Below are 25,544 nucleotides of genomic sequence, written 5' to 3' on the forward strand. Positions count from 1 at the left end.
AGCTTTCTAGTTTGCTCTTTGATTTTCATTAAGTATTAGTAGTAGGATACAGACCTAGCTTGAAGATTAGATAAGATAAAATCGGCGGAGTGACCTCTGCCGATTTACTGTTATTTGAGTTGGTAAGACCAGTCTTCTCCATCCTTGTAGTAAAAGAATTCACTGAGGTCCTCTTCGAGAAAAACACGAAGCATGTCAGACATATCCTCAGTAGCTAATTTTAGATGAGATAGATTTTCAAAATCCTCCCACCAGACTTTTCCTTCGTCTGAAGATTGGAGCTCACCAGTAAAGTGTTCAGTTTTGTAAAAGAGGACAACATAGCGATAATCTGCATCATCATACCAATCTTTGATACCGCAGAGTTGGGGTTTAGAAATGGTCAGACCAGTTTCTTCCTTCACTTCGCGAATGACAGCATCAACAAAGGATTCGCCACGTTCAACATGGCCACCAGGAAAAGTAATGCCAGGCCAGTTAGGACTAACTCGGTCTTGAACTAGGACCTTGTCCCCATTTTTAATCAAGCACATGTTGACAAATTCGACTGATTCTCTTCTGTTCATCTTATTTTTCCTATTTTGTTAGTAATTTTTCTACCACGTTTAACTTTCGCATGGTCAGATCAACGCCGAACAGCTTTTCGAGATAGTTGGTATTAAGCTTTTTTCGTTTTGCAGTTCTAGGGAGATAGAGGTAAAGACAATGGTTGCCGATACAAATTTCTTCTTCACCATAGTCAATATTCAATTTTTCTAATGGTAGACTTTGGATAGCATTCTGGAAAAGAATTATATGTATACGGTCATAAAGATAGTGTTCTCCAAACGGATTTTCTTGGACAATTTTTGTAAAATCACTCTTATTTTTAATAACCATTTTCAAGTCGGCTCCGATTTTTTCTTTTATTAGAGTATGGACTTGTTCTCGTATTTCTTCTATGGCTAAGTCGCTTTCAAGAATAATATTTCCACTTTGAATATAAGTTCGAACGTGTTGAAAACCAACCTCTGTTAAGATATCTACTAGATAAGACATTTTTGGGATAGCATTTTGTCCATTCGGTGTAACACCTCTCAGTAAAATAATATGTTCCAAAATAGCTCCTTTCTTATCCAATATCTTTAGATACTATATCATTTATAGTTCTAGTTTGAGCCTGCCACCCAGCCAGTACAGAGGGCAGAAGTGATGTTAAAGCCACCTGTGTGGGCGTTGATATCCAGTACCTCTCCTGCAAAGTGAAGGCCAGGAACCAGTTTGCTTTCCAGCGTTTTAGGATTGATTTCCTTGAGACTAACACCTCCTTTGGTAACAAAGGATTTAGCCAAGGACATTTTTCCTGTCACAGGGATTTTGAGTGCCTTGATAGACTGGAGAAGTTGATCGCGTTCTCTTTCAGTTAGTTGTTTGACTTTTTCAGGATATCCTTGGACAAAAAATTCTGCCAAGCGTTCAGGGAGTAAAGTTTTTAAGGCATTTTTCAAGGACTTTTCACGGTTCTCTTCTAAAAAGTCAACTAAGTCACCTTCTGAAAGTTGTGGCAAGGCATCTAGAGAGAGAATTTCCCCACCTTTGACAAAGCTAGACATGCGTAGCGCAGCAGGACCTGACAAACCAAAGTGGGTAAAGAGTAGGTCATGAGTGATGACATGCTTGCCATAGCTTAGGGTCACATCGTCTAGGGAAATTCCCTGCAAGGCCTTATGCGGGAAATCAGTCAACAATGGACTTTCAGCAGCCTCAAGCTCGGTAATGGTGTGTTTGAAGTGGCGAGCAATCTCATGGCCAAAACCAGTTGACCCAGTGGAAGGATAGGATTTTCCACCAGTTGTGACGATGAGTTTATCACAAGTGAAGGTTTGGTCTGCGGACTTAAGGACAAATTTGTCGTCTATCTTTTTAACAGAAACAATCTCTGTTTGAGTGGCAACTTGCCCACCTAGCTCCATGATTTTCTTTTCCAAAGCTTCGATAATGGTCCGAGATTTGTCACTGGCTGGAAAGACGCGGCCATGGTCTTCGACCTTGAGTTTTACGCCATTTTCAGTAAAAAAGTTGATGATATCATGGTTATCAAACTGGGAAAAGACACTGTATAGGAAGCGTCCATTTCCAGGTATGCCAGCTAATAGGTCATCTAGAGTTCCGTTGTTGGTCACGTTGCAGCGACCACCACCAGTACCAGCTAATTTTTTTCCAAGTTTTCGATTTTTTTCGATGAGGAGGGTTTTCTGCCCATAAAAGCTACTGGAAATGGTAGCCATCATACCAGCAGGGCCCCCCCCAATTACAATAGTGTCAAAATGTTTCATAAAAGTATTGTACCATAAAAAAACAAGAGATGATAAGTCATCTCCTGTTTGATTTATTAGTCAATTTCATATCCCATGAGAAGTCCACCCTCTTCTGCATAGAAACTACAAAGTCCAGAAGTTGGGAGAACCTTAATATCAGCTTGTGGGAATGTTTCACGCACACGTTCAGAAAGCTGTTGGCAGAATTTATCATTACTGCGGTGAGCCATGACGATACGTCCACCAGCATAGCCAGCTTTAATTAATTCTTCATAGGTAGCTTGAAGAGATTTTTTAGCACCACGAGCCTTTTGGAGGAGTTCCAAGGTTCCAGTTTCACTTGCTTCCCCAACCATACGAATATTGAGGAGCCCAACAACTGTACCGATCAGTTTACTCAAGCGACCATTCTTAACCAGATTATCAACCTTAGCGAGAACGAACAATAACTTAGTTTTTTCTTGGTAAGCAGTAATAGCATTAACCACTTCTTCAAAGGAAAGTCCTTGGTCAATCAAATCATTGATTTTCTCAACGATTAGATCAACTTCCCCACCAGCAGACAAGCTGTCAATAACATGAATCTGAGTATCAGGATGTTCTTCGAGATAGAGATTCTTAGCTAATTGAGCGCTGTTTTGACTACCAGAAAGAGTTCCTGTAATGGTCACTACAAAAATATGTTTTGCCCCTTCAAATGCTCGCAAGTAATCATCAGGGCTAGGACAAGCTGATTTTGAAGCTTCAGAAGTTGCATACATGGTTTCCATCATTTTGTCAATATCAAGACTAGCATCGTCAATAAAGACTTGATCAGCCACTTGAATGGTTAAAGGAACACTTACAAATTCAGTGTCAATCGCAGGAGTAGGTAATTGACGATAATCACAACCAGAATCTGCCACAATCTTCCAAGTCATAGAAATTCTCCATCTTTGTCACTTATACATTGACAAAGGTTCTGTCTTTTTCTACAATTATATCATGAAAGTGCTTAAAACAAAAGTCTCGTCACTCTGTTGTCACAAGTAGAAAGGAAGTGTTATGGCCGAACGAAGAATTTCCGAAAATTCACTTGAAAATCTCAGAAAATCCAATCAAGAATCCAATTTACTGACCAGAGAAGCTATCGAAACAGCTCTCTTGCAACTTTTGGAGAAAAAGGAATTGACAAAGATTAGCATTTCTGAGTTGGTCAAACGTGCTGGTGTTTCCCGTGCAGCCTTTTATCGAAACTATGACTCCAAAGAAGAGATTTTAGAAAGTGTCTTTAAACGAAGCGTCCATAACATTATGGAGCAATTGAGCCATTACGATGTTAAAACGGACCTCTATCTGGTTTGGGTTCGCCTCTTTAGAGAAGCCAAGAAAGAGGCTAAGGTCATTCAGCTTGCCTTGGACTACCACTTGGAAAAAATCTTTGTGCAAGCCATGCAAGAATTTTTAGAAAAATACTATGGAAAATCAAAAGGAGTCAGCTCTTACCTGCATTCTTTTTGGAGTTCTGCCATCGTATCAGTTTTGCTTAAATGGATTAAGGATGGAATGAAGGTTCCTGCTGAAAAAATTGCAGATTTACGCCTACCATTTTTCAAAAAATAAACCAAGAGGAGAGAAGATATGACAGAAAAAAGACTGGCTTGGGATGAGTATTTTGCTGCTCAAGCTCTATTGATTGCCAATCGTTCAACCTGTAAACGCGCTAAGGTAGGAGCTGTTTTAGTCAAGGATAATAAGGTGATTTCAACGGGATACAATGGTTCTGTATCAGGAACGGAGCATTGTATTGACCATGACTGTCTGGTGATTGAGGGCCACTGTGTTCGTACCCTTCATGCAGAAGTGAATGCTATCTTACAAGGGTCAGAGCGTGGCGTTCCAAAAGGATTTACAGCCTACGTTACACATTTTCCATGCCTCAACTGTACCAAGCAATTGCTTCAGGTAGGTTGTGAGCGTGTTGTTTATATTAACCAGTACCGTATGGACGACTACGCCCAGTATCTCTATAGTGAAAAAGGGACAGAGTTGACCCATTTACCACTTGAGACAGTACAAGCAGCTCTTCAAGAAGCTAACTTGATTTAAAAATTAAAAAAAAGATGGTTTAGAAGGATTTTTAAACCAATTTTTGATATAATAAGAAGAATAAATTGAAAGAAGGAATTCAGAAAATGGGAAAAATTGAAGTTATCGATCATCCACTAATCCAACATAAATTGTCAATCTTGCGTCGCACAGACACTTCTACTAAAGCATTTCGTGAATTAGTTGATGAAATCGCTATGTTGATGGGCTATGAAGTGCTTCGTGATCTTCCGCTTGAAGACGTTGAAATCGAAACACCTATCACAAAAACAGTCCAAAAACAATTGGCTGGTAAAAAATTGGCAATTGTTCCAATCTTGCGTGCAGGTATCGGGATGGTCGATGGGCTGTTGAGCTTGGTTCCAGCAGCCAAAGTTGGACATATTGGTATGTACCGTGACGAAGAAACTCTTCAACCAGTAGAATACTTGGTTAAATTACCTGAAGATATCGACCAACGTCAAATTTTTGTGGTTGACCCTATGCTTGCAACAGGTGGTTCTGCAATCTTGGCTGTTGATTCCCTCAAAAAACGTGGAGCATCAAACATCAAATTTGTCTGCCTTGTATCTGCTCCAGAAGGTGTAAAAGCTCTTCAAGAAGCTCACCCAGATGTAGAAATCTTTACAGCAGCTTTGGATGAACGCTTGAACGAACATGGCTATATTGTTCCAGGTCTTGGTGACGCTGGAGACCGTTTGTTCGGAACTAAGTAAAATTCTAAGCTTACCCTAAAACTGTTCATTAGTTTTAGTCTAGAAAGGAGGTTAAATTTTTGTGTCTGTTTTTAGGATAGAGCAAAAATTTGACCTTTTTTGACCAAAAAGATATAATAGTCCTGTATCAAGTCGCTTGACTAGGAAATTTAGAAATCAGAAGGAGAAATGAATGATTCCTGTAGTTATTGAACAAACAAGTCGTGGAGAACGTTCATATGACATTTACTCACGTCTTTTAAAAGATCGTATCATTATGTTGACTGGACCAGTCGAAGACAATATGGCCAATTCAGTTATCGCCCAATTGCTTTTTTTGGATGCCCAAGATAGTACAAAAGATATCTACCTTTATGTAAATACTCCAGGTGGTTCTGTATCAGCTGGTTTGGCAATCGTTGATACTATGAACTTTATCAAGGCAGATGTCCAAACCATTGTTATGGGGATGGCTGCTTCAATGGGAACAATCATTGCTTCAAGTGGAGCAAAAGGCAAGCGTTTTATGCTTCCAAATGCCGAGTACATGATTCACCAACCGATGGGTGGTACAGGTGGTGGTACACAGCAAACAGATATGGCGATTGCTGCTGAACACTTGCTTAAAACTCGTAAAACTTTGGAGCAAATTCTTGCAGATAATTCTGGTAAATCAGTTGAGCAAATCCATGCAGATGCTGAACGTGATTACTGGATGAGCGCTCAAGAAACACTTGAATATGGTTTCATTGATGAAATCATGGCTAATAATTCTTTGAATTAAACTACTAAAGCAAGCTCGACTGAGCTTGCTTTTTTTGATATAATAGTAAGAAGATTGTTAGAAGGAAGTTGTAATATGTTTCAAAAAGAGAATCGGTCTGGTCTGATTATCTACCTATACTATAATCGTGATGCAAAAAAAATCGATAATTATGGTGATATTTGTTACCACTCAAAAAAACACCGTTATCTGCAACTTTATGTCCCAACAGAAGAAGTGGAAGAACTGGTTAGCCGTTTAGGAAAAGAGAAATTTGTCAAAAAAGTGAGACGATGTCATATCCAAGAATTGGAAACTCCCTTTGTTGGTAGTCTCTACAGAAATAACGAAAACGTTATCATGTAAAAATTCAGATAAATGTGTTGACAATTTTCTGATAATTCGGTATATTCTTAACATGTAATTTAAATTAAGAAATTAAAAGGAGATAAACATGAAGAAAAAATTTGCCTTGTCACTTGTAGCTCTTGCAAGTGTGGCTGTTTTAGCAGCTTGTGGAGAAGTGAAGTCAGGAGCTTCAAACTCAACTGGTAACCCAGTGGATGAGAAAGTCGTTAAAATTGGTTTCAACTTTGAAGAAACTGGTGCTGTAGCATCTTACGGTACATCTGAACAAAAAGGTGCCCAACTTGCAGTTGATGAAATTAACGCAGCAGGTGGTATCGATGGAAAACAAATCGAAGTAGTAGACAAAGATAACAAATCTGAAACTGCTGAAGCTGCTTCAGTTTCAACAAACCTTGTTACTCAATCTAAAGTAGCAGCTATCGTAGGACCTGCAACTTCAGGTGCAACTGCAGCAGCAGTAGCAAATGCTACACAAGCTGGAGTTCCATTGATTTCTCCAAGTGCTACTCAAGATGGTTTGACAAAAGGTCAAGATTTCCTTTTCATCGGAACATTCCAAGATAGCTTCCAAGGGAAAATCATTTCTAACTATGTTACAAACAAGTTGAACGCTAAGAAAGTAGTCTTATATACAGATAACTCAAGTGACTACGCTAAAGGAATTGCAAAATCATTCCGTGATTCATTCTCAGGCGAAATCGTAGCAGATGAAACATTTGTATCAGGTGACACTGACTTCCAAGCAGCTTTGACAAAAATCAAAGATAAAGACTTTGATGCAATCGTATTGCCAGGTTACTATACAGAAGCTGGTAAGATTGTAAACCAAGCTCGTGGTATGGGAATTGATAAACCAATCATCGGTGGTGATGGATTCAACGGTGCAGAATTTGTTCAACAAGCAACAGCCGAACGCGCATCAAATATCTACTTCATCTCAGGTTTCTCAACTACTGTAGATGTTTCAGATAAGGCAAAAGCCTTCCTTGAAGCCTACCGTGCAAAATACAACGAAGATCCTTCAACATTTGCAGCTCTTGCTTATGACTCAGTTTACCTTGTAGCTAATGCAGCAAAAGGTGCAAAAACTTCAGTTGATATCAAGAACAATCTTGCTAAAACACAAAACTTCGAAGGTGTTACAGGTCAAACAAGCTTTGATGCAGATCACAACACTGTGAAAACAGCCTTCATGATGACCATGAATAATGGTAAAGTAGAAGCGGCAGAAGTCGTAAAACCATAATTATAGATACAGGAAATGGGGAATGAGCTTTTACTCACTCCCTGTTTCGGTATTTATGAAAGGATTATTTTTTTTAAAAAAAATCCTAAAAATAATAATTAGAAAGAGTGAACCATATGCTTCAACAACTTGTCAATGGTCTAATCTTGGGTAGTGTCTATGCGCTACTAGCCCTAGGTTATACTATGGTTTATGGAATTATCAAGCTCATTAACTTTGCCCATGGTGATATTTACATGATGGGTGCTTTCATGGGTTATTTCTTGATTAATTCCTTGCAATTAAATTTCTTTGTTGCCTTGATCTTATCGATGATCGGTACAGCGATTCTCGGTGTTATCATTGAGTTCCTAGCTTATCGTCCATTACGTCATTCAACTCGAATCTCTGTATTGATTACAGCTATCGGGGTATCCTTCTTACTGGAGTATGGAATGGTCTATCTGGTAGGTGCCAACACACGTGCCTTTCCTCAAGCAATCCAAACAGTGCGTTATGACTTAGGACCAATCAGTCTAACAAATATTCAATTGTTGATTTTGACTGTCTCACTTGTTTTGATGGTTCTTCTACAACTCATCGTACAAAAAACCAAGATGGGGAAAGCCATGCGTGCTGTTTCTGTAGATAGTGATGCTGCTCAGCTGATGGGGATTAACGTGAACCGTACAATCAGCTTCACCTTTGCATTGGGTTCAGCTCTAGCTGGTGCAGCGGGTGTCTTGATTGCGCTTTACTATAACTCTCTTGAACCATTGATGGGAATGACTCCAGGTATAAAATCATTCGTGGCTGCCGTTCTTGGTGGTATCGGAATTATCCCTGGTGCAGCTCTGGGTGGCTTTGTTATTGGTCTTTTGGAGACATTTGCTACCGCCTTCGGAATGTCAGATTTCCGTGATGCCATCGTGTATGGAATCTTACTCTTAATCTTGATTGTTCGCCCAGCTGGTATCCTCGGTAAGAATGTGAAAGAGAAGGTGTAAACAATGAAAGAAAATTTAAAAGTTAATATTCTATGGTTATTCCTTTTGTTGCTTGGATATGGTTTGATTAGCCTATTGGTTTCTATAGGAGTCTTGAACCTTTTCCATATTCAGATTATTGAACAAATCGGTATCAACATTATTCTAGCAGTAGGTCTTAACCTTATCGTTGGGTTCTCTGGTCAGTTTTCACTTGGACATGCTGGATTTATGGCTATTGGTGCCTATGCAGCAGCCATTATCGGATCAAAATCTCCAACCTATGGTGCATTCTTTGGAGCTATGTTGCTCGGTGCAATCATTGCTGGTCTGGTTGCCTTGGTCGTTGGAATTCCTACCCTACGTTTGAAAGGGGATTATCTTGCGGTTGCGACACTTGGTGTTGCTGAAATTATTCGTATCTTCATTATTAATGGTGGAAGCCTTACAAACGGTGCTGCTGGTATTTTGGGGATTCCTAACTTTACAACTTGGCAAATGGTATATTTCTTTGCTGTGATTACAACGATTGCTACTCTCAATTTCCTTCGTAGTCCTATCGGGCGTTTAACTTTATCTGTTCGTGAAGATGAGATTGCTGCTGAGTCAGTAGGGGTAAATACTACAAAAATTAAAATCATCGCTTTTGTTTTTGGTGCTGTTACTGCAAGTATCGCTGGTACTCTTCAGTCAGGATTTATCGGATCAGTCGTACCAAAAGATTATACGTTCATCAACTCTATCAATGTATTGATTATCGTTGTATTTGGTGGTTTAGGATCCATTACAGGGGCAATTGTTGCTGCAATCGTGCTTGGAATCTTGAACATGCTCCTTCAAGATGTGGCCAGCGTTCGTATGATTATCTATGCTTTGGCCTTAGTACTCGTTATGATCTTCAGACCAGGTGGTCTTCTTGGGACTTGGGAATTGAGCCTATCACGTCTCTTTAAAAAAGGTAAGAAGGAGGGACAAAACTAATGGCATTGCTTGAAGTAAAAAATTTAACCAAACATTTTGGTGGTCTGACAGCCGTTGGGGACGTCACTCTCGAATTGAACGAAGGTGAACTTGTTGGTTTGATTGGACCGAATGGTGCTGGGAAAACAACTCTTTTCAACTTGCTGACTGGAGTTTATGAACCAAGCGAAGGAACAGTAACCTTGGATGGCCACTTGTTAAATGGCAAGCAACCCTATAAAATTGCTGCTCTTGGTTTAGGGCGTACCTTCCAAAACATCCGCCTCTTTAAAGACTTGACAGTTTTGGATAACGTTCTGATTGCATTTAGTAACCATCATAAACAACATGTTTTTGCAAGTTTCTTGCGCTTACCAGCTTTTTATAAAAATGAAAAAGAATTGAAAGCTAAAGCCTTAGAATTACTAAAAATCTTTGATTTGGATGGAGATGCTGAAACTCTAGCTAAAAATTTAGCCTATGGTCAACAACGTCGCTTAGAGATTGTTCGTGCTCTTGCTACAGAACCTAAAATCCTCTTCTTGGATGAGCCTGCAGCGGGTATGAATCCACAAGAAACTGCAGAATTGACTGAGTTGATTCGTCGTATTAAGGATGAATTCAAGATTACTATCATGCTGATTGAACATGATATGAACTTGGTTATGGAAGTTACGGAGCGTATCTATGTTCTTGAGTACGGTCGTTTGATTGCTCACGGGACACCAGATGAAATCAAGAGTAATAAACGTGTTATCGAAGCTTATCTTGGAGGTGAAGCCTAATGTCTATGTTAAAAGTTGAAAACCTCTCAGTACACTATGGTATGATTCAAGCTGTACGTGATGTGAGCTTTGAAGTAAATGAAGGGGAAGTTGTTTCCCTTATCGGTGCAAACGGTGCTGGTAAAACAACCATCCTTCGTACCTTATCAGGCCTTGTTCGTCCAAGTTCTGGTCGAATTGAATTTTTGGGACAAGAAATCCAAAAGATGCCTGCACAAAAAATTGTGGCATCAGGACTTTCTCAAGTACCAGAAGGACGTCACGTCTTCCCTGGTTTGACAGTTATGGAAAACTTGGAAATGGGAGCCTTCCTTAAGAAAAATCGTGAAGAAAATCAAGCAAATCTGAAAAAAGTATTTTCACGTTTCCCGCGTTTAGAAGAACGTAAAAACCAAGATGCAGCTACTCTATCAGGTGGTGAACAGCAGATGCTTGCTATGGGACGTGCGCTTATGTCAACGCCTAAACTTCTTCTCTTAGATGAACCATCAATGGGGCTTGCTCCAATTTTTATCCAAGAAATTTTTGATATCATCCAAGATATTCAAAAACAAGGTACGACCGTTCTTTTGATCGAGCAAAATGCCAATAAGGCACTTGCCATCGCAGATCGAGGCTATGTTCTTGAAACAGGAAAGATTGTCCTATCAGGAACAGGTAAAGAGCTCGCAGCATCAGACGAAGTCAGAAAAGCATATCTAGGTGGCTAAAACAATCCAGTGGATTGTTTTAGTCGGCAGATAAAGATTGCAAAGCAATCCACATTAGTCCGGGGGACCTTTTTAGTCGGCGGATAGAGATTGCTTGGTAATCATCAGAACCAGTGGATTGTTTTAGTCGGCGGGTAAAGATTATCTTAGTCGGCGGGAAAGATTGCCAAACAAATTACATAATCATAAGATTGAGGGCCCTAATATAGGGCTCTTTTTATAGTATTTCAGAGTTTTCAGAATCTTGAAAAAGAGATGAAAGCGTTTGATTGATTTTCGTAAAAAGTGTATAATAAAGCTATAAACATAAAGGAGAGTTCCTATGGCAGTTAAAGATTTTATGACACGAAAGGTCGTATATATTAGCCCAGATACGACTGTAGCACATGCAGCAGACTTGATGCGCGAACAAGGTTTGCATCGTCTTCCTGTTATTGAAAATGATAAATTAGTTGGTCTAGTAACAGAAGGAACAATTGCTGAAGCCAGTCCATCAAAAGCAACGAGTCTTTCAATCTTTGAGATGAATTACTTGCTTAATAAAACAAAAGTAAAAGACGTCATGATTCGTAATGTTGTAACTGTCTCCGGTTATGCAAGTTTGGAAGATGCAACCTATCTTATGCTGAAAAATAAGATTGGAATCTTGCCAGTTATTGATAACGAACAAGTCTATGGTGTTATTACTGACCGTGATGTATTCAGAGCATTTCTTGAAATTTCTGGTTATGGCGAAGAGGGAATCCGTGTTCGTTTTATCACAGAAAATGAAGTTGGGGTACTTGGTAAGATTGTTTCTTTAATCGTTGAGGAAAATCTTAATATCTCTCATACTGTTAATATTCCACGTAAAGATGGTAAGATTGTTATCGAAGTTCAAATTGAGGGAACGATTGATCTAGCTACCTTTAAACAGAAATTTGAATCTGAGAATATTCAGGTTGAAGAAATTACACAAACTTCTGCAAAAAAACTGTAAAAAATAAAATAGAAGCATTTTTTACTTGCGAAAAAAATTTTTTTCTAGTATAATAATTTATTGTGAGCAAACCTCACTTACCCCTTGCAAAGTCTTGGGGTCATTAGACCAAAAGGAGGAACATATCAATGGCTAAATACGAAATTCTTTATATCATTCGTCCAAACATTGAAGAAGAAGCGAAAAACGCTTTGGTAGCACGTTTTGACTCTATCTTGACTGACAACGGTGCAACTGTTGTTGAATCAAAAACATGGGAAAAACGTCGTCTTGCATACGAAATCCAAGATTTCCGCGAAGGACTTTACCACATCGTTAACGTTGAAGCAAATGATGATGCAGCTCTTAAAGAGTTTGACCGTCTTTCAAAAATCAACGCTGACATTCTTCGTCACATGATCGTCAAAACTGACGCGTAAGAAGGTAGATTATGATTAACAATGTTGTACTTGTAGGGCGTATGACTCGTGACGCTGAGTTGCGTTATACCCCATCAAATGTAGCAGTTGCGACTTTTACTCTTGCAGTAAACCGTACATTTAAGAGTCAAAATGGCGAACGTGAGGCTGATTTTATCAATGTCGTTATGTGGCGCCAACAGGCTGAAAATCTTGCTAATTGGGCTAAAAAAGGCTCACTTATCGGGGTGACAGGCCGTATTCAGACTCGTAGTTACGATAACCAGCAAGGACAACGTGTCTACGTGACGGAAGTCGTGGCTGAGAATTTCCAAATGTTGGAAAGCCGTAGTGTGCGTGAAGGACATACTGGTGGAGCTTATTCTGCACCAAGTTCAAACTATTCAGCACCTACTCAATCAGTGCCTGACTTTTCACGTGATGAAAATCCATTCGGAACAACAAATCCTTTGGATATTTCAGATGATGATTTACCATTCTAATGGACAATTAATACTATAAAGGAGAAAAAAACATGGCTCAACAACGTCGTGGCGGATTCAAACGCCGTAAAAAAGTTGATTACATCGCAGCAAACAAAATTGAATATGTTGATTACAAAGATACTGAGCTTCTTAGCCGTTTCGTTTCAGAACGTGGGAAAATCCTTCCTCGTCGTGTAACTGGAACTTCAGCTAAAAACCAACGTAAAGTAACAACAGCTATCAAACGCGCTCGCGTAATGGCTTTGATGCCTTTCGTAAACGAAGATTAAAAAAAGGGGTCCAGTGGACCTCTTTTTCATGAGCTTGAAAACAAGAAAGCGAATTAAGACCCCGACGGGTCTTTTTTTCACGAGATTTGAAATGAGAGAGCGAGTTTGGGTTCAGTGGACCTCTTTTTCATGAGATTGAAAATAAGGAAGCAAATTAGGACCCCAACGGGTCTTTTTTCACGAGATAGTTTTTTTCTGATCTTGGCGTGCTATAATGGTAATAGAAAGAGTAAAGATGGGTAAGTCAAAGATGAATTGTACGATTAGAAATATGATTAAGTCTGATATTGAATCCTTATCTCATGGATTTATGAATCAAGGTTGGTCTGGTAGAGAGGAAATTTTGGCTAGATATTTTCTGGAACAGGAAAGTGGGGAGAGAGAAGTCTTAGTTGCAGAGATTGATGGTGTTGTAGCGGGCTACGTTACCATTTTGCCCTCTGCTAAACATGGTCCTTTTGCAGAAGTCTATCCAGAATTATCAGATTTTAATGTGTTTGAGCCTTTTCGAAATCAAGGGATTGGGAATCAACTGCTAGAAGAAGCAGAAAAACGAGTCAAGTTTGTTTCGAGTAAGGTCACTCTTGGTGTAGGTTTGCACTTAGGCTATGGCCCTGCCCAGAGATTGTATATCAGACGGGGCTACATTCCAGATGGGACAGGTGTCTGGTATCGAAATCAACCCTTAGAAATGAATGCAACTAGCCAAAATAATGATGATTTGGTTTTGTATCTAGTAAAGGAATTCGGATAAGAGACAAGGATTTTATTGGGGATGTGGGATTCCTCTACTTTATGGTATAATGGAAAGAGTGAATTGAAGGAGGTAATGAGATGGATGCGAAATTAAGATATAAGGCGAAAAAGATAAAGATTGTTTTTTTTGATATTGATGATACTTTGAGAGACTCAAAGACTGGTTTTATCCCAACCGCAATTCCAACAGTATTTCAACAATTACGTGAAAAAGGTATTTTGACTGGGATTGCGACTGGTCGTGGGATTTTCGGTGTCGTGCCAGAGATTCGCGAGCTTAAACATGACTTTTTTGTTACTCTGAATGGTGCCTATATTGAGGATAAAAAAGGCAATGTGATTGATAGTAACAAAATCTCTAAAGATAAGGTTGAAAGCTATATTGCTTGGACTAAGGAAGTGGGGATTGACTATGGTTTAGTTGGTAGTCATACTGCTAAACTCTCCACTAGAACTGAGTTGATTAGTGAGGCCATTGATCCAATTTATCCCGACTTAGATGTAGATCCAGATTTTTATGAAAAAGAAGACATCTATCAGATGTGGACTTTTGAGGATCAGGGAGATGACCTGACTTTGCCTGAAAGTTTAGCATCGACTTTGCGTATGGTACGCTGGCATGAACATTCGTCAGATGTGGTACCAATTTCAGGTTCAAAAGCAGCTGGTGTAGCAAAAGTTGTAGAACATTTAGGTCTTAAACCTGAGAACGTGATGGTTTTTGGGGACGGACTTAACGATTTAGAGCTCTTTGATTATGCAGGCATTAGTGTCGCTATGGGTGTTTCTCATGACAAAATCAAAGAAAAAGCAGATTATATTACAAAAACATTAGAAGAGGATGGCATTTTCGATGCCTTAGAAGGATTTGGTATGGTAGAAAAAGAATTACAGTTTCCACAAGTAGACATTGAAGCAGTAGAAGGTCCGATTGCGACTATTAAGACAAATCATGGAGACTTGCGTATTAAGCTTTTCCCTGAGCATGCACCAAAAACAGTTGCCAACTTTATTGCTCTGTCTAAAGATGGTTACTATGATGGTGTCATTTTCCATCGTATTATCAAGGACTTTATGATTCAAGGTGGAGACCCAACTGGAACTGGTATGGGTGGCGAGTCAATCTATGGAGAATCTTTTGAGGATGAGTTTTCAGAAGAACTTTACAATGTCCGTGGAGCCCTTTCTATGGCTAATGCTGGGCCAAATACAAATGGTAGCCAGTTCTTTATCGTGCAAAATCAACACTTGCCATATTCTAAGAAAGAAATTGCTCGTGGTGGTTGGCCAGAACCAATTGCGGAAATTTATGCGGATCAAGGTGGAACTCCTCACCTTGATCGTCGTCACACAGTTTTTGGACAGCTTGCGGATGAAGCTTCTTATGAAGTTCTGGATGCAATTGCAGGTGTAGAAACAGGTGTAATGGACAAACCAGTTGAAGATGTCGTCATCGAAACGATTGAAATCGAGGACTAAAATGAAAATAGGTGATAAGCTAACAGGGCGAATTACAGGGATTCAGTCTTATGGAGCCTTTGTGGAGTTAGAGACTGGTATCACGGGCTTGATTCATATTTCTGAAATTCGTACAGGATTTATTGAGAATATCTATGATGTACTGAAAATCGGTGAAGAAGTTCAAGTCCAGGTTGTCGATTTGGACGAATATACAGGGAAAGCAAGTCTTTCTATTCGGACTTTGGAAGAAGAGAAACATCAATTACCGAGACGGAGACGTTTTTCAAGTGACCGTGTCAAATACGGATTTGCTCCTTTGGCTCGCATGATGCCTATCTGGACCAAGGAAGCTATCTCTAATCTAAATAAGAAAAAGTCTTAATTGATTTTTCTCTCTTGAAATGTTAATATAGTTTGTTATAATAGAAGTATGGTAGAAGAATTATTAAAATCAGGAGAGAGAATCAATCAGCTCTTTTCTACAGATATCAAGATTATTCAAAATAGAGAGGTTTTCAGCTATTCGGTGGATAGTGTACTTTTGTCACGCTTTCCTCGCTTTCCTAAAAATGGCTTGATAGTGGATTTTTGTGCGGGTAATGGAGCTGTTGGACTTTTTGCCAGTAGTCGTACTAAGGCGAAAATTCTGTCTGTTGAAATCCAGGAACGATTGGCGGATATGGCAGACCGGTCAGTCCGATTAAATGGCTTAGAAGAACAGATGCAGGTCATTTGTGATGATTTGAAAAATATGCCTGCTTACATTCAGGGGAGTAAGGTTGATTTGATTTTATGCAACCCTCCCTATTTTAAGGTGGACCCAAATTCTAATCTGAACGAGAGTGAGCACTATTTGTTGGCTCGGCACGAAATTACGACCAATCTTAAGGAAATCTGCCGTAGTGCCCAAAGCATTCTCAAATCCAATGGGCGTTTGGCCATGGTCCATCGTCCTGATCGATTGTTAGATATTTTAGACACGCTTCAACAGCATAATCTAGCTCCAAAGCGTCTGCAATTTGTTTACCCTAAACGGGAGAAAGAAGCCAATATGCTTTTGATCGAGGCTATCAAGGACGGCTCCACTAGTGGTTTTAAGGTTCTGCCACCACTCATTGTTCATAATGATGATGGTTCCTATACTCCAGAAATTCAAGAGATTTACTATGGATCATAAGGCTTATATGTATGTGGTAGAGTGTTGTGATGGTACCTACTATACTGGCTATACAACGGATGTCAAAAAAAGAATCGCCGTTCACAATAGTGGTAAGGGAGCCAAGTACACACGAGCTCGGTTGCCAGTAAAACTTATCTATGTAGAAGGTTTCGATAGTAAAGAAGAAGCCATGTCAGCCGAAGCACTTCTAAAACGTAAGAAGAGGCCACAGAAGGAAAGATTTTTATCTGACAACCAAGAAAAAAATTTAATCAGTCATTTTGAAGAGTAGAGGGGAGTTCTTTGACTCCTCTTACTTTTGTCAAAAATTGAAAAAAATGCTACAATAGAGTGAATAAAGAAACGAGGTATTATCATGTCTAAGATTCTAGTATTTGGACACCAAAATCCAGATTCAGATGCTATTGGTTCATCTGTAGCCTTTGCTTATCTTGCAAAAGAAGCTTATGGTTTGGATACAGAAGCGGTGGCTCTAGGAACTCCAAATGAAGAAACAGCTTTCGTATTGAACTATTTTGGTGTGGAAGCACCGCGCGTGATCACATCTGCTAAAGCGGAAGGTGCAGAACAAGTTATCTTGACTGACCACAATGAATTCCAACAATCAGTTTCAGATATTGCTGAAGTAGAAGTTTACGGTGTTTTGGACCACCACCGTGTGGCTAACTTTGAAACTGCAAGCCCACTTTACATGCGTTTGGAACCAGTTGGATCAGCATCATCTATCGTTTACCGTATGTTCAAAGAACACGGTGTAGCTGTTCCAAAAGAAATTGCAGGTTTGATGCTTTCAGGTTTGATTTCAGATACCCTTCTTTTGAAATCTCCAACAACTCACCCATCAGATAAGGTGATTGCGCCTGAATTGGCTGAATTGGCCGGTGTGAACTTGGAAGAATACGGTCTTGCAATGCTCAAGGCTGGTACAAATTTGGCAAGCAAGTCAGCAGAAGAATTGATCGACATCGATGCAAAGACTTTTGAATTGAACGGTAACAACGTACGTGTTGCCCAAGTCAATACAGTTGATATCGCTGAAGTTTTGGAACGCCAAGCTGAAATCGAAGCAGCCATCCAAGCCGCAAATACAGCAAATGGCTACTCTGACTTTGTCTTGATGATTACAGACATCGTCAACTCAAACTCAGAAATTCTTGCACTTGGTGCCAACATGGACAAGGTGGAAGCAGCCTTTAACTTCAAACTTGAAAACAACCATGCCTTCCTTCCAGGTGCCGTTTCACGTAAGAAACAAGTGGTGCCACAATTGACAGAAAGCTTTAATGCTTAATTGTAAAACGAAAATGGGGATACCCATTGTAAAAAGGAGTCTCGGCTCCTTTTTTGCTAGGAGAGAAGTATGTTAGAAAATGGGGATTTGATTTTTGTGAAAGATGATTCGGATATAGGACAGGCCATCCAGGAATCTACTGGTCACTATAGCCATGTGGCCATCTTTTTGGACGGACAGGTTTATCATGCAACGGTTGAAGGTGGTGTCATTGCCCAGTCCCCTGAAGATTTCTTTGAAGACGGGAAAGTATATGACCTTTATCGCTATCCAAAAATGGATCAAAAAGAAGTCAAAAAGCTGGCAGAGAGCCTTTTAGGGGCTCCCTACAATGCTTCCTTTTATCCCGACGGAGCTGGTTTTTACTGTTCTCAGTTTGTAGCAGATATTCTACCTATTTTTGAGACTATTCCCATGAAGTTTGGTGATGATACACAGGAAATCAGTGATTTCTGGAGAGAATATTATCGAGATTTGGGGCTTCCTGTACCTCTGAATCAGCCTGGCACTAACCCGAGTCAATTAGCAGCATCACCACTTTTAGTTTGTAAAGAAAGGAATCTTCATGATTCAGATTTTTAATCCATCTCGTTTGACGCGACAACCATTCTTTAGAGATTTGGTAGACTATCTTGATCAGCATGATGATGTTATCCTCCGTGAAATCAAGGCTCAGTTTTCAGAGGTTCCAGTTGACAAGTATTTGGAGGAATACATTAAAGTGGGCTTGATTTTGAGAGAGAACAAACGTTATTATCTCAATCTCCCTTTTCTAAAGTCTACAGAATCTCTTGAACTAGACCAGGAAGTTTATGTGAGTGATGATAGTCAAATCTATCAAGAAATCCTGGGGAAACATTTTCAGACCGAATTGCGCAATCAAACCAATGCAGCTATCTTAAAAGAACACACCGATTTTGCAAGGGAAAAGATGACCTTGTCTAATTACTTCTACAAGGTCAAGTTCCAGTATCCACTGACGGAAGAACAGCAGAGACTGTATGAAATTTTAGGGGATGTCAATCCTGAGTATGCCCTTAAGTACATGACTACTTTTTTACTCAAGTTTCTTAAGAAAGATCAACTCATGCAGAAACGACGTGATATCTTTGTTGATAGTTTAGTCTTATTAGGCTACATCGTTCAAAATGAAGATGGAAAATATGAGTTGACTGTAGAATTTGATAAAGAAAGACTCATCTTTATAAAACAATAGAAGAAGACTAGGAAATTTCCTAGCCTTCTTTAAATATACTATAGATAACGTTTAGCGATGGCTGCATCACCTGGATAGTCTTCTTTCTTACCTTGGATGATTTGGTAGCAGTCAGCTCCTTTACCAGCGATAATGACAGCATCCAGTTCTTGATCTGTAACAGACATCGCAGCCTTGATAGCTTGCTCACGGTCAGCAATCTTTTCAACAGGATGATGGATATAGCTACTGATTTCATCTGCAATGGCCATCGGATCTTCATAGTTTGGATCATCAGCTGTTAGAAAGACTTGAATTTCAGGATGTTGATCGAGGAGAAGTCCGAAGTCCTTACGACGGCTTTCTCCCTTGTTTCCAGTTGAACCAAGTACTAAAGCAATCTTTCCAGTTTGATGAGTTTCAACGACAGAAATAAGTTTTTTAAGACTGTCACCATTGTGGGCGTAGTCGATGAAAACTTTTGCACCATTTTTCTGAGTGAGAACTTCCATACGACCAGGTACGCGAGTAGTCGCAATCCCTTTTTTGATGTCTTCAAGACTAGCACCTAGACGAAGACAAGCAAGTCCTGCAGCAACAGCATTCTCTTGGTTGAAATGTCCAATTAGTTGGATGTCATAATCTCCTGCTAATTTACCAGTAGCTGAGAAGTTAAAGGCTTTGGAGTTTTCAATCTGGTTATTTGACTGGCTACCGTAGAAGTCATGCTCTTGGTTCACAACTTGTTCTTTCAGAATAGAGAAGTGGTCCATATCGCTATTAATGACAACTGCTCGGCTATTTTTCATTAAGAGGCGTTTATGATAGAAGTAATCTTCAAAAGTCGGATGTTCAATAGGACCAATATGGTCTGGTGTGATGTTGAGAAAAACTCCCACGTCGAAAGTTAAACCATACACTCGATTTACCAGATATGCTTGGCTGGAAACTTCCATTACCAGATGGGTTCTTCCATTCTTAACTGCTTGAGCCATCATATCAAAGAGGTCGATATTTTCAGGTGTTGAGAAGGAAGATTTGAAGAAAGTCTTGCCATCTAAAGTGGTATTCATTGTCGATAAGAGGGCTGTTGGGTAGCGTTGGGACAAGATATGATAGGCAAAGTAAGCCGCTGTTGTTTTTCCTTTAGTGCCAGTGAAAGCAAGGATTTTCAGTTTCTCCTGAGGGTTGCCATAAAATTCCATGGCAATCAAACTCATGGCCTTTTTGATATTGTTAACAACAATAACAGGAATACCAACTTCATAATCCTGTTCAGCCACGTACCAATTAAGCCCTTGTGCGATAGCTGAAAATAGATATTCTTTTTTAAAGGCAGCTCCTTTTGCAAAAAATAGAGTATTTTCTTTGGTTGTTCGGCTATCGTAACTGATGCTGTCAAAAATAACATCGTTGTAGTTGTAGTGGTAATGTCCTTGGTCGATAATCTCACGGAAGAGACCATCTTTCTTTAAAATATCTAATATAGTTTCAATCTTTATCATACTTTCTATTGTAAACCGAAAGTCTGAATTTTACAAGTAACAAGGAAAAGTTTATAATGGAAGATAAGGAACATTTCCGTTATTAAAATTAAATGAGGAAGTTATGTCTAACGAAAATAATCATCAGCAGGCCCAGATGTTACGCGGAACTGCCTGGCTAACGGCTAGTAACTTTATCAGTCGCCTGCTTGGGGCCATTTACATCATCCCTTGGTATATCTGGATGGGGACTTATGCTGCTAAGGCTAATGGTCTCTTTACTATGGGTTACAATATCTATGCTTGGTTCTTGTTGATTTCGACAGCAGGTATCCCTGTGGCGGTCGCTAAACAGGTTGCCAAGTATAATACCATGAATGAGGAAGAGCATAGTTTTGCTCTGATTCGCAGTTTCCTAGGCTTTATGACTGGACTAGGTCTTGTCTTTGCTTTGGTCTTATATCTCTTTGCGCCTTGGTTGGCAGATCTTTCTGGTGTCGGTAAGGACTTGATTCCCATTATGCAGAGTCTAGCTTGGGCTGTCTTGATTTTCCCGTCTATGAGTGTTATCCGTGGATTTTTCCAAGGGATGAATAATCTCAAACCTTATGCCATGAGTCAAATCGCTGAGCAAGTTATCCGAGTTATTTGGATGCTCTTAGCAACCTTTATCATCATGAAGCTTGGTTCAGGAGACTATCTAGCAGCAGTCACCCAGTCTACCTTTGCGGCCTTTGTGGGAATGGTAGCTAGTTTCGCAGTCTTGCTTTATTTCCTCTATAAAGAAGGAATGCTTCAAAAAGTCTTTGAAACGCGAGATAAGATTGATAGCAAACATCTGTTAATGGATACGATTAAGGAAGCTATTCCTTTTATCATAACAGGTTCAGCTATTCAGCTTTTCCAAATTTTGGACCAAATGACCTTTATCAATAGCATGAAGTGGTTTACCAACTACAATAATGAAGATTTAGTTGTCATGTTTTCTTATTTCTCTGCCAATCCTAATAAAATCACCATGATTCTCATTTCTGTTGGAGTTTCGATTGGTAGCGTTGGTCTGCCTCTCTTGACGGAGAACTATGTCAAGGGGGATTTACCAGCAGCTTCTCGTTTAGTGCAAGATAGTATTACCATGCTTTTCCTATTCCTCTTACCTGCAACGGTTGGAGTAGTCATGGTAGGTGAACCACTCTATACAGTCTTTTACGGTAAGCCAGATGGCTTGGCTATGGGCTTATTTATCTTTGCGGTCTTGCAATCAACAATTCTAGGCTTGTACATGGTCTTGTCACCAATGCTTCAGGCTATGTTCCGTAACCGAAAGGCAGTCTTGTATTTTGTTTATGGCTCAATTGCTAAGATTGTTTTACAATTACCATCGATAGCGATTTTCCATAGTTATGGTCCTCTCATTTCAACGACTATCGGTCTCATCATTCCAAATGTCTTGATGTACCGAGATATCTGTGAGGTGACAGGTGCACGTCGAAAGATTATTCTGAAGAGAACAATCTTAGTTACTATTTTGACTCTAGTTATGTTTATCCTTGTAGGCTTCTTACAATGGATGATTGGCTTTGTCTTCCAACCATCAGGTCGTTTCTGGAGTTTCCTTTACGTGCTTCTAATCGGAGCTATAGGTGGAGGTCTCTACGGTATTATGACTCTTCGAATTCGACTCTTAGATAAGGTTATTGGACAGGCTCAAGCAGATCGTCTACGGGCACGTTTAAAACTATCATAAAAATTTATAAATAAAACGAATAATTTGAACTTTTCTATCCGAAAAAGTTTAAATTGTTCATTTTTTTATTTAAAAAATAGGATAAAATATAAAATTAGTAGAAAAAAATCTATAATTTGGTAAAAATTAGATAAAATTGCTTGACTAAAAAAAACAATAGCTGTATAATGATACAAATATTTAAATTTGGAGGTTCTGGAAATGAAAAAGTCTAAGGCAAAATATCTGACGCTGGCAGGCCTTGCCCTAAGTGCCGGTCTACTATTGGCGGCTTGTAGCAACTCAGCTAGTTCAACTAAAACATACAACTATGTCTATTCTAGCGATCCGTCTAGTTTGAACTATCTTGCAGAAAACCGTGCAACAACCAATGACATCGTTACCAATTTGGTAGATGGGTTGATGGAAAATGACCAATACGGTAACTACGTTCCATCCTTAGCAGAGGATTGGAGTGTTTCTCAGGACGGTTTGATATACACTTATAAACTTCGTAAAGATGCTAAGTGGTATACCTCTGAAGGTGAAGAATATGCTCCAGTAACTGCCCAAGATTTTGTAACTGGTTTGAAATATGCTGCTGATAAAAAATCCGAAGCTTTGTACCTGGTTCAAGATTCTGTAGCAGGTTTGGATGACTATATCAACGGTAAAACAACTGACTTTTCAACTGTCGGTGTTAAGGCGATTGACGACCAAACAGTTCAGTACACTTTGACACGACCAGAATCTTATTGGAATTCTAAAACAACATCAACCATTCTCTTCCCTGTCAATGCAGACTTCCTGAAATCAAAAGGGGATGATTTTGGTAAGGTGGATCCTTCTAGCATTTTGTACAATGGACCTTTCTTGATGAAATCCTTTGTTTCAAAATCTGTCATCGAATTCAAGAAAAATCCGAACTACTGGGATGAAAAAAATGTCTTTGTAGATGATGTGAAATTGGCCTATTATGATGGTAGTGACCAAGATGCACTGGCTCGTAACTTTGTAGAAGGAGTTTACAGCTACGCACGTCTCTATCCAAATAGCTCAAGCTTTGAAGGAATTAAAGAGAAGAACAAGGATAACATCATCTATAGTATGCAAACCGCAACTTCTTATTACTTGAACTTCAACTTGGACAGAAAATCTTATAACTTCACGTCTAAATCCTCAGATATCGAAAAGAAATCAACTCAAGAAGCAGTTCTGAATAAAAACTTCCGTCAAGCCTTCAACTATGCTTATAACCGTACAGCCTATGGAGCTCAATCTCAAGGGGAAGACGGAGCAACGAAGATTATTCGTAACCTAGTTGTACCCCCTACATTTGTAACCATCAACGGGAAAGACTTTGGAGATGTTGTTTCAGAAAAGATGGTCAACTATGGCCAAGAATGGCAAGGAATCAACTTTGCAGATGCACAAGACCCATACTACAATCCTGATAAAGCTAAGGCTAAATTTGCGGAAGCCAAGAAAGAATTGGAAGCTAAGGGTGTGCAGTTCCCAATTCACTTGGATGTATCAGTTGACCAATCAGCTAAAAAAGGTGTACTTGAAGCAAGTTCTTTGAAACAATCCATCGAATCTGTCTTAGGGGCTGAGAATGTGGTTATCGATATTCAACAATTATCAACAGACGACTTTGATAACTCTAGCTACCTAGCTCAAACCGCAGCTCAAAAGGATTTTGATATTTATAATAGTGGTTGGAGTGCTGACTACTTGGATCCATCAAGTTATCTTGATATCCTAAATGTTAATAATGGGGGTATGTTGCAAAACATTGGTCTAGAACCAGGTGAGGTAAATGACAAGGCTAAGGCAGTTGGACTCGATACTTACACTCAAATGCTAGAAGAAGCGAACAAGGAGCAAGAACCAGCAAAACGTTATGAAAAATATGCTGAAGTTCAAGCTTGGCTCGTTGATAGCGCCCTTGCAATTCCAAACGTTTCTCTTGGTGGAACACCGACCTTGAGAAAGACAGTTCCATTCTCATCGCCATTCTCACAAGCAGGAAATAAGGGTGTCGAATCATACAAATATCTCAAGTTGCAAGATAAGATTGTCACAACAGCTGAGTATGAACAAGCTAGACAAAAATGGCTAAAAGAAAAAGAAGAATCTAACAAAAAAGCTCAAGAAGATCTTGCTAAACACGTTAAATGATGATTTTTAACAAAAAAACGATAACTCTAGAAAAGGTTATCGTTTTTTTATATAGTTCGAAACTATAACTAGCTCTTGAAAACAAGAAAACGAAGGATCCAAAATAAGTGGTACAATAGTTACTATAGATTTGGAGGTATTGTATGAGTAAATCATTTCACATCAACACAATTTTAGCACAAGCAGGGATTAAGTCTGATGAAGCAACAGGTGCTTTGGTTACACCTATTCACTTTTCAACGACTTATCAGCATCCAGAATTTGGTCAATCAACTGGATTTGACTATACCCGCACCAAAAACCCAACTCGTAGCAAGGCAGAAGAAGTCTTGGCAGCTATTGAATCAGCCCACTATGCTCTAGCAACTAGTTCAGGTATGTCTGCGATTGTGTTAGCCTTTAGCGTTTTTCCAGTAGGAAGCAAGGTTTTGGCTGTCCGTGACCTTTATGGTGGTTCTTTCCGCTGGTTCAATCAAGTAGAGCAAGAAGGACGTTTCCACTTTACCTATGCCAACACAGAAGAAGAGCTAATTGCCGAGCTAGAAAAGGATGTGGATGTACTTTATATCGAAACACCAACCAACCCTTTGATGTTGGAATTTGATATTGAAAAATTGTCAAAATTAGCTCATGCTAAAGGAGCGACAGTTGTCGTCGACAATACCTTCTATAGCCCGATTTACCAACGTCCAATTGAAGATGGAGCAGATATTGTCCTTCATTCAGCGACAAAATACCTTGCAGGCCATAATGATGTTCTAGCTGGTGTAGTTGTGACAGATAATGCTGATTTATACGAAAAACTCTTTTATAATCTCAATACGACTGGGGCTGTTTTGTCACCATTTGATAGTTATCAATTGATTCGTGGTCTTAAAACATTGTCACTTCGTATGGAGCGCTCAACAGCTAATGCTCAAGAAATCGTAGCCTTTTTGGAACAATCACCTGCAGTCAAAGAAGTCTTGTATACAGGTCGTGGAGGGATGATTTCCTTTAAAGTGGCGGATGAAAAACGAATCCCTCATATCTTGAATACCTTAAAAGTATTCTCTTTTGCTGAAAGCCTGGGTGGTGTTGAAAGTCTAATTACATACCCAACCACTCAAACCCATGCAGACATTCCTGCAGAGGTTCGTCATTCTTATGGACTGACTGATGACCTCTTGCGCTTGTCTATTGGAATTGAGGATGCAAGGGACTTGATTGAAGATTTGCGTCAAGCTTTGGAAGGATAAGA

30 protein-coding genes are annotated in these 25,544 nt (G+C 39.4%); 25 read left to right on the plus strand and 5 right to left on the minus strand.

Going from position 1 to position 25,544, the window contains the following annotated elements; genetic code table 11:
- Positions 1 to 110: 110 nt before the first annotated feature.
- Genes HMPREF2728_RS04080 through HMPREF2728_RS04095 form a run of 4 tightly spaced genes read right to left on the minus strand, consistent with a single transcriptional unit; the run spans position 111 to position 3,217 of the window.
- Positions 111 to 566 (minus strand): 8-oxo-dGTP diphosphatase, encoded by a 456-nt coding sequence (locus tag HMPREF2728_RS04080; protein ID WP_075227124.1) that lies wholly within the window; start codon positions 564 to 566, stop codon positions 111 to 113.
- Positions 567 to 576: 10 nt separating this feature from the next.
- Positions 577 to 1,098 (minus strand): DUF1697 domain-containing protein, encoded by a 522-nt coding sequence (locus HMPREF2728_RS04085; protein WP_075227125.1) that lies wholly within the window; start codon positions 1,096 to 1,098, stop codon positions 577 to 579.
- A gap of 50 nt (positions 1,099 to 1,148) precedes the next feature.
- The gene (locus HMPREF2728_RS04090) at positions 1,149 to 2,315 is read right to left on the minus strand and encodes an aminoacetone oxidase (RefSeq protein WP_075227126.1); all 1,167 of its coding nucleotides are present in this window, start codon (positions 2,313 to 2,315) and stop codon (positions 1,149 to 1,151) included.
- Positions 2,316 to 2,371: 56 nt separating this feature from the next.
- Complete coding sequence (locus HMPREF2728_RS04095) at positions 2,372 to 3,217, minus strand: DegV family protein (protein WP_075227127.1); 846 nt, start codon at positions 3,215 to 3,217, stop codon at positions 2,372 to 2,374.
- Between the two features lie 124 nt (positions 3,218 to 3,341).
- Between HMPREF2728_RS04095 and HMPREF2728_RS04100 the strand changes: the two genes are divergently transcribed.
- The 22 genes from HMPREF2728_RS04100 to HMPREF2728_RS04205 all read left to right on the plus strand — a co-directional run bounded on the left by HMPREF2728_RS04100 (position 3,342) and on the right by HMPREF2728_RS04205 (position 18,934).
- Complete coding sequence (locus HMPREF2728_RS04100; RefSeq protein ID WP_000840875.1) at positions 3,342 to 3,899, plus strand: TetR/AcrR family transcriptional regulator; 558 nt, start codon at positions 3,342 to 3,344, stop codon at positions 3,897 to 3,899.
- Positions 3,900 to 3,917: 18 nt separating this feature from the next.
- Complete coding sequence (locus tag HMPREF2728_RS04105; protein WP_075227128.1) at positions 3,918 to 4,385, plus strand: deoxycytidylate deaminase; 468 nt, start codon at positions 3,918 to 3,920, stop codon at positions 4,383 to 4,385.
- Positions 4,386 to 4,471: 86 nt separating this feature from the next.
- Entirely contained in the window at positions 4,472 to 5,101 is a 630-nt protein-coding gene (gene upp / locus HMPREF2728_RS04110; protein WP_075227228.1) for a uracil phosphoribosyltransferase, read from the plus strand.
- Positions 5,102 to 5,273: 172 nt separating this feature from the next.
- Positions 5,274 to 5,864: an ATP-dependent Clp protease proteolytic subunit ClpP gene (clpP, locus tag HMPREF2728_RS04115; protein ID WP_000613459.1), complete on the plus strand. Its 591-nt coding sequence runs from the start codon at positions 5,274 to 5,276 to the stop codon at positions 5,862 to 5,864.
- A gap of 75 nt (positions 5,865 to 5,939) precedes the next feature.
- Positions 5,940 to 6,209 carry a YlbG family protein gene (locus HMPREF2728_RS04120; RefSeq protein ID WP_060956026.1) on the plus strand — a complete coding sequence of 90 codons (270 nt, stop codon included), beginning with the start codon at positions 5,940 to 5,942 and terminating at the stop codon, positions 6,207 to 6,209.
- A gap of 88 nt (positions 6,210 to 6,297) precedes the next feature.
- Positions 6,298 to 7,458: an ABC transporter substrate-binding protein gene (locus tag HMPREF2728_RS04125; RefSeq protein ID WP_075227129.1), complete on the plus strand. Its 1,161-nt coding sequence runs from the start codon at positions 6,298 to 6,300 to the stop codon at positions 7,456 to 7,458.
- A 116-nt stretch (positions 7,459 to 7,574) separates the two neighbouring features.
- Complete coding sequence (locus HMPREF2728_RS04130) at positions 7,575 to 8,444, plus strand: branched-chain amino acid ABC transporter permease (protein ID WP_000941435.1); 870 nt, start codon at positions 7,575 to 7,577, stop codon at positions 8,442 to 8,444.
- Positions 8,445 to 8,447: 3 nt separating this feature from the next.
- A complete protein-coding gene (locus HMPREF2728_RS04135) occupies positions 8,448 to 9,404 on the plus strand; it encodes a branched-chain amino acid ABC transporter permease (RefSeq protein WP_049509416.1) in 957 nt (318 codons plus the stop codon).
- A complete protein-coding gene (locus HMPREF2728_RS04140; protein ID WP_075227130.1) occupies positions 9,404 to 10,168 on the plus strand; it encodes an ABC transporter ATP-binding protein in 765 nt (254 codons plus the stop codon). Before HMPREF2728_RS04135 ends, HMPREF2728_RS04140 begins: the two co-directional genes overlap by 1 nt.
- Positions 10,168 to 10,878 (plus strand): ABC transporter ATP-binding protein, encoded by a 711-nt coding sequence (locus HMPREF2728_RS04145; protein ID WP_000062228.1) that lies wholly within the window; start codon positions 10,168 to 10,170, stop codon positions 10,876 to 10,878. Before HMPREF2728_RS04140 ends, HMPREF2728_RS04145 begins: the two co-directional genes overlap by 1 nt.
- A 322-nt stretch (positions 10,879 to 11,200) precedes the next feature.
- A complete protein-coding gene (locus HMPREF2728_RS04150) occupies positions 11,201 to 11,857 on the plus strand; it encodes a CBS domain-containing protein (RefSeq protein WP_075227131.1) in 657 nt (218 codons plus the stop codon).
- A 128-nt stretch (positions 11,858 to 11,985) separates the two neighbouring features.
- Complete coding sequence (rpsF, locus tag HMPREF2728_RS04155) at positions 11,986 to 12,276, plus strand: 30S ribosomal protein S6 (protein WP_001151786.1); 291 nt, start codon at positions 11,986 to 11,988, stop codon at positions 12,274 to 12,276.
- Between the two features lie 11 nt (positions 12,277 to 12,287).
- On the plus strand, positions 12,288 to 12,758 hold the full coding sequence (ssbA, locus tag HMPREF2728_RS04160; protein WP_000609604.1) for a single-stranded DNA-binding protein SsbA: 471 nt from the start codon (positions 12,288 to 12,290) through the stop codon (positions 12,756 to 12,758).
- 32 nt (positions 12,759 to 12,790) lie between these two features.
- Positions 12,791 to 13,030 carry a 30S ribosomal protein S18 gene (rpsR, locus tag HMPREF2728_RS04165; protein ID WP_000068664.1) on the plus strand — a complete coding sequence of 80 codons (240 nt, stop codon included), beginning with the start codon at positions 12,791 to 12,793 and terminating at the stop codon, positions 13,028 to 13,030.
- Positions 13,031 to 13,280: 250 nt separating this feature from the next.
- Positions 13,281 to 13,784 (plus strand): GNAT family N-acetyltransferase, encoded by a 504-nt coding sequence (locus tag HMPREF2728_RS04170; RefSeq protein WP_061863221.1) that lies wholly within the window; start codon positions 13,281 to 13,283, stop codon positions 13,782 to 13,784.
- 80 nt (positions 13,785 to 13,864) lie between these two features.
- A complete protein-coding gene (locus HMPREF2728_RS04175; RefSeq protein ID WP_075227132.1) occupies positions 13,865 to 15,265 on the plus strand; it encodes a bifunctional Cof-type HAD-IIB family hydrolase/peptidylprolyl isomerase in 1,401 nt (466 codons plus the stop codon).
- A gap of 1 nt (position 15,266) precedes the next feature.
- A complete protein-coding gene (locus HMPREF2728_RS04180) occupies positions 15,267 to 15,629 on the plus strand; it encodes a S1 RNA-binding domain-containing protein (RefSeq protein ID WP_000689622.1) in 363 nt (120 codons plus the stop codon).
- Between the two features lie 48 nt (positions 15,630 to 15,677).
- Complete coding sequence (locus HMPREF2728_RS04185; protein ID WP_000229054.1) at positions 15,678 to 16,424, plus strand: tRNA1(Val) (adenine(37)-N6)-methyltransferase; 747 nt, start codon at positions 15,678 to 15,680, stop codon at positions 16,422 to 16,424.
- Positions 16,414 to 16,698 carry a GIY-YIG nuclease family protein gene (locus HMPREF2728_RS04190; RefSeq protein ID WP_075227133.1) on the plus strand — a complete coding sequence of 95 codons (285 nt, stop codon included), beginning with the start codon at positions 16,414 to 16,416 and terminating at the stop codon, positions 16,696 to 16,698. Before HMPREF2728_RS04185 ends, HMPREF2728_RS04190 begins: the two co-directional genes overlap by 11 nt.
- A gap of 84 nt (positions 16,699 to 16,782) precedes the next feature.
- Positions 16,783 to 17,718, plus strand: a complete 936-nt coding sequence (locus tag HMPREF2728_RS04195; protein ID WP_075227134.1) for a manganese-dependent inorganic pyrophosphatase — start codon at positions 16,783 to 16,785, stop codon at positions 17,716 to 17,718.
- A gap of 69 nt (positions 17,719 to 17,787) precedes the next feature.
- The gene (locus HMPREF2728_RS04200) at positions 17,788 to 18,300 is read left to right on the plus strand and encodes a YiiX/YebB-like N1pC/P60 family cysteine hydrolase (RefSeq protein WP_075227135.1); all 513 of its coding nucleotides are present in this window, start codon (positions 17,788 to 17,790) and stop codon (positions 18,298 to 18,300) included.
- Positions 18,284 to 18,934: a DUF1803 domain-containing protein gene (locus HMPREF2728_RS04205; protein ID WP_075227136.1), complete on the plus strand. Its 651-nt coding sequence runs from the start codon at positions 18,284 to 18,286 to the stop codon at positions 18,932 to 18,934. Before HMPREF2728_RS04200 ends, HMPREF2728_RS04205 begins: the two co-directional genes overlap by 17 nt.
- Positions 18,935 to 18,972: 38 nt before the next feature.
- Here HMPREF2728_RS04205 and HMPREF2728_RS04210 read toward each other — a convergent pair whose 3' ends face one another.
- Entirely contained in the window at positions 18,973 to 20,418 is a 1,446-nt protein-coding gene (locus HMPREF2728_RS04210; protein ID WP_075227137.1) for a UDP-N-acetylmuramoyl-L-alanyl-D-glutamate--L-lysine ligase, read from the minus strand.
- Positions 20,419 to 20,521: 103 nt separating this feature from the next.
- On the opposite strand from HMPREF2728_RS04210, the gene HMPREF2728_RS04215 reads away from it, so the two are divergent.
- The 3 genes from HMPREF2728_RS04215 (at position 20,522) to HMPREF2728_RS04225 (ending at position 25,542) form a co-directional block, all read left to right on the plus strand.
- On the plus strand, positions 20,522 to 22,144 hold the full coding sequence (locus tag HMPREF2728_RS04215) for a putative polysaccharide biosynthesis protein (protein WP_075227138.1): 1,623 nt from the start codon (positions 20,522 to 20,524) through the stop codon (positions 22,142 to 22,144).
- A gap of 201 nt (positions 22,145 to 22,345) precedes the next feature.
- Complete coding sequence (locus tag HMPREF2728_RS04220; RefSeq protein ID WP_075227139.1) at positions 22,346 to 24,304, plus strand: peptide ABC transporter substrate-binding protein; 1,959 nt, start codon at positions 22,346 to 22,348, stop codon at positions 24,302 to 24,304.
- 143 nt (positions 24,305 to 24,447) lie between these two features.
- Complete coding sequence (locus HMPREF2728_RS04225; RefSeq protein WP_075227140.1) at positions 24,448 to 25,542, plus strand: cystathionine gamma-synthase; 1,095 nt, start codon at positions 24,448 to 24,450, stop codon at positions 25,540 to 25,542.
- Positions 25,543 to 25,544: the final 2 nt, after the last annotated feature.

The sequence above is a fragment of the Streptococcus sp. HMSC061D10 genome, from assembly GCF_001808865.1.
Classification (GTDB): Bacteria; Bacillota; Bacilli; order Lactobacillales; family Streptococcaceae; genus Streptococcus.